Below are 10,129 nucleotides of genomic sequence, written 5' to 3' on the forward strand. Positions count from 1 at the left end.
TCCTTCCGGGGCAAGGGAATTCGAATGCGCCATTATGGTCAATGGTGCCGTCCCTGCCTACCGCCGGGCCGTCTGCCCAGCCTTTATAAAGTGCGTATAATCCGCCGCCATGACCCGAACCCGAAATTCCCGCACCCCTCAGAAACGCCCGACCGGCCGCTCCCGCGCCTGGCTGGGCTGGGCTTTGAAGCTCAGCCTGGTTGGCCTGGTGATCGTCGCCGGCTTCGCGGTTTACCTCGATGCCGTCGTCCAGGAAAAGTTCTCCGGCAAGCGCTGGACCATCCCGGCCAAAGTGTATGCCCGACCGCTGGAGCTGTTCACCGGCCAGAAGTTGAGCAAGAACGACTTCCTCACCGAGCTCGATGCGCTCGGTTACCGTCGCGAAAACGCGGCCAACGGCCCGGGCGCTGCGTCCGTCAGCGGCAATACCGTCGACCTCAATACCCGTGGCTTCCAGTTCTACGAGGGCATGGAGCCGGCGCAGTTCGTCCGTGTACGCTTCTCTGGCGATTACGTTGCGGGCCTTTCCGGTGCCAACGGCAAGGCGCTTGACGTGGTGCGGCTGGAGCCGCTGATGATCGGCGGCATCTATCCGAAAAATCTCGAAGACCGCATCCTGATCAAGATCGATCAGGTACCCAAATATCTGCTCGAAACCTTGGTGGCCACGGAAGACCGCGAGTTCTACAGTCACTTCGGCGTGTCGCCAAAGTCCATCGTCCGGGCCATGTGGGTCAACACGTCGTCCGGCTCGATGCGCCAGGGTGGCAGTACCCTGACCCAGCAGTTGGTGAAGAACTTCTACCTCAGCAGCGAGCGCAGCCTCAGCCGCAAGCTGACCGAGGCGATGATGGCGGTCCTGCTCGAACTGCACTACGACAAGCGCGAAATCCTTGAGGCTTACCTCAACGAGGTGTTCGTCGGCCAGGACGGTCAACGCGCGGTGCACGGCTTTGGTCTGGCGAGTCAGTTCTTCTTCAGCCAGCCGCTGTCCGAGCTGAAACTGCATCAGATCGCCCTGCTGGTGGGCATGGTCAAAGGCCCGTCCTACTACAACCCGCGGCGTCACCCCGAGCGTGCCTTGGCTCGCCGCAACCTGGTGCTCGACCTGGTGGCCGAGCAGGGCGTGGCCAGCCAGGCAGAAGTCGATGCGGCGAAGAAAATGCCGCTGGGCGTGACCAAGCGTGGCAGCCTGGCCGACAGCTCGTTCCCTGCCTTCCTCGACCTGGTCAAGCGACAGTTGCGCCAGGATTACCGCGACGAAGACTTGACCGAAGAAGGCCTGCGCATCTTTACCAGCTTCGACCCTATCCTGCAGATGAAGGCCGAAACCTCGATGAGCGAGACCTTCAAGCGCCTGGCGGGCCGCAAGGGGGCAGACGATGTCGAGGCGGCAATGGTCGTGACCAACCCTGAAACCGGTGAAGTACAAGCGCTGATCGGTAGCCGCCAGGCAGGTTTTGCCGGCTTCAACCGGGCCATCGATGCTGTACGGCCGATCGGCTCCCTGGTCAAACCGTCGGTATACCTGACTGCGCTGGAGCAGCCGAGCAAGTACACCCTGACCAGTTGGGTGCAGGACGAGCCATTTTCGGTCAAAGGGGCTGACGGCCAGGTCTGGCGCCCGCAAAACTATGACCGCCGCCCGCATGGCACGATCTACCTGTACCAGGGGCTGGCCAACTCTTACAACCTGTCGACCGCCAAGCTCGGCCTGGAAGTGGGTGTGCCGAACGTGATCAAGACCATTGGTCGCTTGGGCGTGAATGTCGACTGGCCAGCGTTCCCGGCCATGTTGCTGGGGGCGGGTGGCATGTCGCCGATGCAGGTCGCAACCATGTACCAGACCATCGCCAACGGCGGCTTCAACACGCCGATGCGCGGTATCCGCAGCGTGCTCACCGCCGAGGGCGAGCCGCTCAAGCGCTACCCGTTCCAGATCCAGCAAACCTTCGACCCGGGTGCCATTTACCTGGTGCAGAACGCCATGCAGCGTGTAATGCGCGAAGGTACAGGGCGTTCGGTGTACAACACCTTGCCACGCTCGCTGACCCTGGCGGGCAAGACCGGTACCAGTAACGACTCGCGTGACAGCTGGTTCTCCGGCTTCAGTCAGGATCTGCTGGCCGTGGTGTGGATGGGCCGTGACGATAACGGCAAGACACCGTTTACCGGCGCCACCGGCGCCTTGCAGGTGTGGACCAGCTTCATGAAGAAGGCCGACCCGCTGCCGCTGGATATGCCGCAACCTGACAACGTGGTGCAGGCCTGGATCGACCCCTACAGTGGCCATGGGTCTGATGCCAGCTGTCCGGGAGCGGTGCAGATGCCGTATATTCGCGGGAGTGAGCCGCCGGCCGGCGCAACCTGTGGCGGCGAGCAGGACCCAGTCGAATCGGTCATGGACTGGGTCAAGGGCTGGATGAATTAAGCACAGGCTGCATTGATGAGGTGTGACGTGAACAAGTGGCTGTTTCCTGCCGTGACGGCGTTGGCTGTGCTCCAGGGGTGCTCCAGCGTCCCGCGTGGCAATATTCCGGTGGTCGACTCGAGCACCCGCGTGTCCAACAGCGAACGCGTGACGGCCAACCGCTCGGCGGGTGGCTATAACACCGGCACCGCCCAGGCGCAGACGCTGCCGGAGGATTCCGGTGTCACCGTGATGATCCCGCAGGGCGCAGGCGCATCGGGCATCCAGACATTCCCGGCGGGCAATGGCGCTGCGCCGATCAGTACCTCGCCGATCACCCCGGGGCCGATCAGTACAGGACCTGTCAGTTCGGCGCCGATGACCACCAATCCAAACCCGATTGCCGATGAACCCTTCGACATTGCCGCGATGAACAGCACCCCGCAAAGTGCCAGTGCGCCAACCGGTATTCCGCGCAGCACCGCCACCGGTGGCCTGTCGGCCGACGAGCAGCTGGACGGTCCTGTGCTGGCACTGCTGACCACTGCGAAGACGCAGCAGGGCAGTGGCGACTTCAACGGTGCCGCCTCGAGCCTGGAGCGTGCCCAGCGCATTGCTCCGCGTGAGCCGCAGGTGCTGTATCGCCTGGCCCAGGTGCGCCTCTCGCAAGGTGATGCGGCGCAGGCCGAGCAGTTGGCGCGCCGCGCCCTGACCTACGCCAACGGCCGCCCAAGCCTGCAGGCAGAGCTTTGGAACACGATCGCCCAGGCCCGTGAAAAGCAGGGTGACAGCGCCGGCGCTGCGCTGGCCCGGCAAAAGGCGCGGGTCAATTCGTGATGATCGAGCAACGCGTGCTGGATATTGCCGACCACCTGCTCTTGATCGAGCGTGAGCTGCAGGTGCAAGGCTGGTGGGATGACGAGCCGCCAAGCGACGAGGCACTGGCCAGTACGGTGCCGTTCGCCGTGGATACCCTCAGTTTTGAGCAGTGGCTGCAATGGATCTTCCTGCCACGCATGAAGATCATCATCGAGCTGGGCCACCCGCTGCCCAACGCATCGAGCATCCTTGTCATGGCCGAAACCGTGTTTACCGACCGGCCGGAGCAAAGTCGTGAGCTACGCCGCCTGTTGGCAGCTTTTGACCAATTGATCGCTCCTTCCGCCTGATTTCTTCAGTTTTTCCGTCAAGGGCCGCAGATTGTGGCCCTTTTTTTTGGAAATCTTCTTAATTCTGCTGCTGAAGCGATTTTTAGTGGTGGCAGGAATTCATCTTGGGGAAAAATTGGCAATAATTTTTCTTGACTTGTTGGCGCCGAATCACAAGAATCCAACTTCCGCTGTAGAGGGACTGCCAGAAGCAGACCCGCTAAGCAGATCATGAGGTGCACACCCGCGCCGACCTGTTACACCCCGCAACGCGTTACCTCGCGCTGGGTGGGAAACCCCCGCAACACTCTGGGGATTTCCCAATACTTGCTCAGTCAGTGCTGACGTTCGCTCATGCTCTGCTTGGCAGTAAACCTATTAAGACCCGTCCAGTGAGGGCGGTATTCTGGCGTTTTAGAGGTGAACAACGTGGAGCTTTTATCTGGCGCTGAGATGGTCGTCCGCTTTTTGCGTGACGAAGGCGTTAAGCACATCTACGGGTACCCTGGTGGTGCTCTCCTGCATGTTTACGACGCTTTGTTCAAAGAACCGGAAGTGGAACACATCCTGGTTCGTCACGAGCAGGCGGCCACCCATATGGCGGACGGCTACGCTCGCGCCACCGGCAAGGCCGGTGTGGTGCTGGTAACCTCCGGTCCTGGCGCGACCAATGCCATTACCGGTATTGCCACCGCCTACATGGACTCGATTCCGATGGTCATCCTGTCCGGCCAGGTGCCTAGCACCATGGTGGGCACCGATGCCTTCCAGGAAACTGACATGATCGGTATCTCGCGGCCGATCGTGAAGCACAGCTTCATGATCAAGAATCCGACCGAGATCCCTGAAGTTCTGAAAAAAGCTTTCTACCTGGCGCAATCCGGTCGTCCAGGTCCAGTCGTGGTCGACATTCCAAAAGATATGACCAACCCGGCTGAGAAGTTCGAATACGTCTACCCGAAAAAGGTCAAGCTGCGCTCCTACAGCCCGGCGGTCCGCGGTCACTCCGGCCAGATCCGCAAGGCTGCCGAGATGCTTCTGGCGGCCAAGCGCCCGGTCGTCTACTCCGGTGGCGGTGTGATCCTCGGCGGTGGCTCCGAAGCCCTGACTGAAATTGCCAAGTCGCTGAACCTGCCGGTCACCAATACCCTGATGGGGTTGGGTGGCTTCCCGGGGACCGACCGCCAGTTCCTCGGCATGCTTGGCATGCATGGCAGCTACACCGCCAACATGGCCATGCACAATGCCGACGTCATTTTTGCCGTCGGTGCGCGTTTCGACGACCGCGTTGTAAACGGTCCGGCCAAGTTCTGCCCGAACGCCAAGATCATCCACATCGACATCGACCCGGCGTCGATCTCGAAGATGATCAAGGCCGACGTGCCAATCGTCGGCCCGGTCGACAGCGTGCTCAGCGAAATGCTCGGCATCCTCAAGGAAATCGGCGAGCAGCCTGACAAGGCTTCGCTGGATGCCTGGTGGAAGCAGATTGACGAATGGCGTGGCAATGGCGAGTTGTTCCCTTACGACAAGGGCGATGGCAACGTCATCAAACCGCAAAAAGTCATCGAGACACTGTGTGAAGTGACCAATGGCGATGCCTTCGTCACTTCCGACGTGGGCCAGCATCAGATGTTTGCCGCGCAGTACTACCGCTTCAACAAGCCAAACCGCTGGATCAACTCCGGTGGCCTGGGCACCATGGGCTTCGGCTTCCCGGCGGCGATGGGCGTCAAGCTCAACTTCCCGGATCAGGACGTGGCCTGTGTGACCGGCGAAGGCAGCATCCAGATGAACATCCAGGAGCTGTCCACCTGCATGCAATACGGCCTGCCGGTGAAGATCGTCAACCTGAACAACGGTGTGCTGGGCATGGTCCGCCAGTGGCAGGACATGGCCTACAACGGTCGTCACTCGCACTCGTACGTCGAGTCGCTGCCTGACTTCATCAAGCTGGCCGAGGCCTATGGCCATGTGGGTATCCGCATCACCAGCCTGAAGGACCTCAAGCCGAAGCTGGAAGAAGCGTTTGCGATGAAGGACCGTCTGGTGTTCATCGACATCGCGGTTGACCGCAGTGAGCACGTCTATCCGATGCAGATCAAGGATGGCTCGATGCGTGACATGTGGCTGAGCAAGACGGAGCGTACCTGATATGCGGCACATCATTTCCCTGCTGCTGGAAAACGAACCAGGTGCGTTGTCCCGCGTGGTCGGCCTGTTCTCCCAGCGCAACTACAACATTGAAAGCCTGACTGTAGCGCCAACCGAAGACCCGACCCTGTCGCGTCTGACGCTGACCACCGTTGGCCATGACGAAGTGATCGAACAGATCACCAAGAACCTGAACAAGCTGGTCGAAGTGGTCAAGCTTGTCGACCTGTCGGAAAGCGCTCACATCGAGCGTGAACTGATGCTGGTCAAGGTCAAGGCCACCGGTGCCCAGCGTGCCGAGATCAAGCGCACCACGGATATCTTCCGTGGCCAGATCGTCGACGTGACCGCCAGCGTGTACACCGTGCAGCTGAGCGGTACCAGCGACAAACTGGACAGCTTCATCCAGGCGATCGGCACTGCATCGATTCTGGAAACCGTGCGCAGCGGCGTTACCGGCATTGCCCGTGGCGACAAAGTGCTCAGCATCTAAATCCAAAAAATTAGCGATGGCTCCGCAGGGGCCGAGATATAACCAGGGGTATTTTCATGAAAGTTTTCTACGATAAAGACTGCGACCTTTCCATCATCCAGGGTAAGAAAGTCGCCATCATCGGTTACGGCTCCCAGGGCCACGCTCAGGCGTGCAACCTGAAAGACTCCGGTGTAGACGTTACCGTCGGTCTGCGTAAAGGTTCGGCTACCGTTGCCAAGGCTGAAGCCCACGGCCTGAAAGTTGCCGATGTTGCTACCGCTGTCGCTGCGGCTGACCTGGTCATGATCCTGACCCCGGACGAGTTCCAGGGTGCTCTGTACAAGAACGAAATCGAGCCGAACATCAAGAAGGGCGCTACCCTGGCCTTCTCTCACGGTTTCTCGATCCACTACAACCAGGTTGTTCCGCGTGCCGACCTCGACGTGATCATGATCGCGCCGAAAGCCCCGGGCCACACCGTTCGCTCCGAGTTCGTCAAAGGCGGCGGCATCCCTGACCTGATCGCTATCTACCAGGACGCTTCCGGCAACGCCAAGAACGTCGCACTGTCCTACGCTTCGGGCGTGGGTGGTGGCCGTACCGGTATCATCGAAACCACCTTCAAGGACGAAACTGAAACCGACCTGTTCGGTGAGCAGGCTGTTCTGTGTGGCGGTACCGTCGAGCTGGTCAAAGCCGGTTTCGAAACCCTGGTCGAAGCTGGCTACGCGCCGGAAATGGCCTACTTCGAGTGCCTGCACGAACTGAAACTGATCGTAGACCTCATGTACGAAGGCGGCATCGCCAACATGAACTACTCGATCTCCAACAACGCCGAGTACGGTGAGTACGTCACTGGCCCGGAAGTCATCAACGAAGAATCCCGCAAGGCCATGCGCAATGCCCTGAAGCGCATCCAGGACGGCGAGTACGCGAAGATGTTCATCTCCGAAGGTGCTACCAACTACCCATCGATGACCGCCAAGCGCCGCAACAACGCCGCTCACGGCATCGAAATCATCGGCGAGCAGCTGCGCTCGATGATGCCGTGGATCTCGGCTAACAAAATCGTCGACAAGACCAAGAACTAAGTCTTATCGAAAGATGAAAAACGCGGCTTCGGCCGCGTTTTTTCGTTCTGGCATCCAGCTTCTGGTATAAAGCAGACCAGTGGCTCGCTGTCAGAACCTGTTTCGCGGGCCCGTGTCGAACATTTTCCATCCTGTTGCAAGGTACCCTCCATGAGCGAACGTCCCGAAGAGCCGAACAAGCCCTCCGACGCCGAAAGCCTGCTACCTGTCGATGAGCACGTTGAAGAAGGGCATGACGCCGAAGGCCGCAAGGTGCGCCACCGCGGCATCTACCTGCTGCCCAACCTGTTTACCACCGCCAACCTGTTTGCCGGTTTCTATTCCATCATCAGCTCGATGAGCGCACAGAGCGCCCTGAGTGCCGGCGACCCGCGCGAGGCGAGCAAGTACTTCGCTTTTGCCGCTATCGCCATCTTCGTGGCCATGGTGCTCGATGGCCTGGACGGCCGCGTTGCGCGCATGACCAATACCCAGAGTGCCTTCGGTGCCGAGTATGACTCGCTGTCGGATATGGTCGCCTTTGGTGTGGCCCCGGCTTTGCTGGCCTTCGGTTGGGCGCTGGGTGACATGGGCAAGGTCGGCTGGATGGTTGCCTTCATCTATGTGGCCGGTGCCGCGTTGCGCCTGGCGCGCTTCAATACCCAGGTCGGTACCGCCGACAAGCGCTACTTCATCGGCCTGGCCAGCCCGGCTGCCGCAGGTGTGGTGGCGGGCACCGTATGGGCGTTCAGCGACTACGGCATCCAGGGCTCCAAGCTGTCGTTCCTGGTCGCGCTGCTGGTGGCTGCTGCTGGCATGCTGATGGTCAGCAACATCAAGTACAACAGTTTCAAGGAGCTGGACCTCAAGGGGCGCGTCCCGTTCGTGGCGATCCTGGCTGTGGTGCTGGTGTTTGCCGTCGTGTTCAGCGACCCGCCGCGTATCCTGCTGTTGATCTTCCTCGCCTATGCAGCATCGGGGCCGATCCAGTTCCTGCTGAAGGCACGCCGTCGCAAAGCGTGAGAATCACTTAACGCTGGAATAACCTCACGGCTCCATAGTCTTACTGGTACATCCGTTACTCAGTGCTATGGAGCCGTTCATGCTTATCAAGCTTCCCAGGTCTTCCGAGTGCAAGGCGTCGGAGATCACCCCCGAAGGCATTTACCTTTCCCGTCGTACCCTGCTGGGTGGCTCATTGGCTGGCTTGGCGCTAGGCGCATTGCCGGGCGGGGTGGGCGCGGCGCAAGGGTCGCGTTATGCCGATGTGCAGGCTGGAGCCGCGCCGGCCTGGTTCACTGACAAGCTCGCGGCCACGCGCTGGCAAGCGGTGACGGTGAAGGACGAGGCGATTACGCCGTTCAAGGATGCCACTCACTACAACAACTTCTACGAGTTCGGGCCCGACAAGGGCGACCCGGCGGCCAATGGCGACAGCCTGAAGACCGAACCGTGGTCCATTGTGGTGGATGGTGAAGTGGGCAAGCCCGGACGCTATGCACTGGAGGACTTCGTCAAACCCTATCAGCTTGAGGAGCGGATCTATCGGCTGCGCTGCGTAGAGGCGTGGTCGATGGTCATTCCGTGGCTGGGGTTCCCTTTGGCTCAGGTGCTCAAGCAGGTCGAGCCGACTTCCAGTGCGCGTTATGTGCGTTTCGAAACGCTGAAGGATCCGCAGCATATGCCGGGGCAACGTTCTGGCTTCGCCTTGATCGACTGGCCTTATAGAGAAGGGTTGCGCCTGGATGAGGCGATGCACCCGCTGGCAATTCTCGCAGTGGGTATGTACGGCCGGGAACTGCCCAACCAAAACGGTGCGCCGTTGCGTTTGGTGGTGCCTTGGAAGTATGGCTTCAAGAGCATCAAGTCGATTGTGCGCATCAGCCTGGTCGCGGAGCAGCCCGGCACTACCTGGGAAGGGCTGGCGCCGGATGAATATGGTTTCTATGCCAATGTGAACCCGACAGTCGACCACCCGCGCTGGAGCCAGGCGCGCGAACGTCGTTTGCCCAGCGGGTTGTTCAGCCCCAACGTGCGGGAGACACAGATGTTCAATGGCTATGCCGATGAAGTGGCGTCGCTGTATACCGGGCTCGATCTGCGGAAGAACTACTGATGCGTTACCCCTGGTTTCGCTTGGCCATCTTTGTCGTAGGCTGCCTGTTCCCGGTGTGGTGGCTATATGAAGCGGCGATGAACCTGCTGGGGCCTGATCCCGGGAAGATCATGATGGATCGTCTTGGGCTTGGGGCGCTTACCTTCCTGTTGGTGACCTTGAGCATGACGCCACTGCAGAAGCTGACGGGCTGGTCTGGCTGGATCGTGGTTCGCCGGCAGCTGGGGTTATGGGTGTTCGCCTATATAGTGCTGCATATTCTGGCCTACCTGTTTTTTATTCTAGGGCTGGATTGGGGGCAGTTGGCGGTGGAGTTGCGCAAGCGCCCCTACATTATTGTGGGGGCGCTGGGGTTCCTGGGGTTGCTGGCGCTGGCGGTCACCTCGAACCGGTACAGCCAACGGCGGCTGGGCGCGCGGTGGAGGAAGCTGCACAGGTTGGTGTACGCGGTGCTTGGGTTGGGCTTGCTGCATTTCCTGTGGATCGTGCGTTCCGACCTTCGGGAATGGGCGATCTATGCGTTTATTGGGGCTGTGTTGATGGTATTGCGGATACCTGCTGTTGCGCGGGCTCTTCCCAGGGTTGCCAGGAAGCAGGGTAGGGCGGTTTGAGAGAGGGATGGGGGCTGCCAAGGGCCTGTCTTGAGATAGCAATGGCTGTGGGAGGGTGCCCGCCTTTGTTTCTCTGGCGCCTGCGAGATCGGGCGCCGCGCGCGTCCGGCTTGAGACATTCACCGCCTATGAGATCGAGCGCCGC

At 60.3% G+C, this 10,129-nt stretch carries 9 protein-coding genes; all 9 read left to right on the forward strand.

Annotated elements, in window-relative coordinates:
* The first annotated feature begins 109 nt into the window (after positions 1-109).
* Positions 110-2,431 carry a penicillin-binding protein 1B gene (mrcB, locus tag ACTJJN_RS18180; protein WP_012053729.1) on the forward strand — a complete coding sequence of 774 codons (2,322 nt, stop codon included), beginning with the start codon at positions 110-112 and terminating at the stop codon, positions 2,429-2,431.
* A 15-nt stretch (positions 2,432-2,446) separates the two neighbouring features.
* The gene (locus ACTJJN_RS18185; protein ID WP_012053728.1) at positions 2,447-3,247 is read left to right on the forward strand and encodes a tetratricopeptide repeat protein; all 801 of its coding nucleotides are present in this window, start codon (positions 2,447-2,449) and stop codon (positions 3,245-3,247) included.
* Positions 3,247-3,579: a YqcC family protein gene (locus ACTJJN_RS18190; protein ID WP_003250034.1), complete on the forward strand. Its 333-nt coding sequence runs from the start codon at positions 3,247-3,249 to the stop codon at positions 3,577-3,579. Before ACTJJN_RS18185 ends, ACTJJN_RS18190 begins: the two co-directional genes overlap by 1 nt.
* 408 nt (positions 3,580-3,987) lie before the next feature.
* On the forward strand, positions 3,988-5,712 hold the full coding sequence (locus ACTJJN_RS18195; protein WP_003250036.1) for an acetolactate synthase 3 large subunit: 1,725 nt from the start codon (positions 3,988-3,990) through the stop codon (positions 5,710-5,712).
* A 1-nt stretch (position 5,713) separates the two neighbouring features.
* On the forward strand, positions 5,714-6,205 hold the full coding sequence (ilvN, locus tag ACTJJN_RS18200) for an acetolactate synthase small subunit (RefSeq protein WP_003250040.1): 492 nt from the start codon (positions 5,714-5,716) through the stop codon (positions 6,203-6,205).
* Between the two features lie 56 nt (positions 6,206-6,261).
* Entirely contained in the window at positions 6,262-7,278 is a 1,017-nt protein-coding gene (ilvC, locus tag ACTJJN_RS18205; RefSeq protein ID WP_003250043.1) for a ketol-acid reductoisomerase, read from the forward strand.
* 150 nt (positions 7,279-7,428) lie between these two features.
* Complete coding sequence (gene pssA, locus ACTJJN_RS18210) at positions 7,429-8,280, forward strand: CDP-diacylglycerol--serine O-phosphatidyltransferase (RefSeq protein WP_003250045.1); 852 nt, start codon at positions 7,429-7,431, stop codon at positions 8,278-8,280.
* Positions 8,281-8,359: 79 nt separating this feature from the next.
* Complete coding sequence (gene msrP, locus ACTJJN_RS18215) at positions 8,360-9,373, forward strand: protein-methionine-sulfoxide reductase catalytic subunit MsrP (protein ID WP_017147957.1); 1,014 nt, start codon at positions 8,360-8,362, stop codon at positions 9,371-9,373.
* Entirely contained in the window at positions 9,373-9,984 is a 612-nt protein-coding gene (msrQ, locus tag ACTJJN_RS18220; RefSeq protein ID WP_012053726.1) for a protein-methionine-sulfoxide reductase heme-binding subunit MsrQ, read from the forward strand. Before msrP ends, msrQ begins: the two co-directional genes overlap by 1 nt.
* Positions 9,985-10,129 lie beyond the last annotated feature (145 nt).

It is taken from the genome of Pseudomonas sp. 22515, from assembly GCF_052044625.1.
GTDB lineage: Bacteria > Pseudomonadota > Gammaproteobacteria > Pseudomonadales > Pseudomonadaceae > Aquipseudomonas > Aquipseudomonas alloputida.

Bases quoted from the DNA above. Each gene is read 5' to 3' on its own strand.
- mrcB (WP_012053729.1), top strand. From the start codon at position 110: ATGACCCGAACCCGAAATTCCCGCACCCCTCAGAAACGCCCGACCGGC.
- ACTJJN_RS18185 (WP_012053728.1), top strand. From the start codon at position 2,447: ATGAGGTGTGACGTGAACAAGTGGCTGTTTCCTGCCGTGACGGCGTTG.
- ACTJJN_RS18190 (WP_003250034.1), top strand. From the start codon at position 3,247: ATGATCGAGCAACGCGTGCTGGATATTGCCGACCACCTGCTCTTGATC.
- ilvN (WP_003250040.1), top strand. From the start codon at position 5,714: ATGCGGCACATCATTTCCCTGCTGCTGGAAAACGAACCAGGTGCGTTG.
- ilvC (WP_003250043.1), top strand. From the start codon at position 6,262: ATGAAAGTTTTCTACGATAAAGACTGCGACCTTTCCATCATCCAGGGT.
- pssA (WP_003250045.1), top strand. From the start codon at position 7,429: ATGAGCGAACGTCCCGAAGAGCCGAACAAGCCCTCCGACGCCGAAAGC.
- msrP (WP_017147957.1), top strand. From the start codon at position 8,360: ATGCTTATCAAGCTTCCCAGGTCTTCCGAGTGCAAGGCGTCGGAGATC.
- msrQ (WP_012053726.1), top strand. From the start codon at position 9,373: ATGCGTTACCCCTGGTTTCGCTTGGCCATCTTTGTCGTAGGCTGCCTG.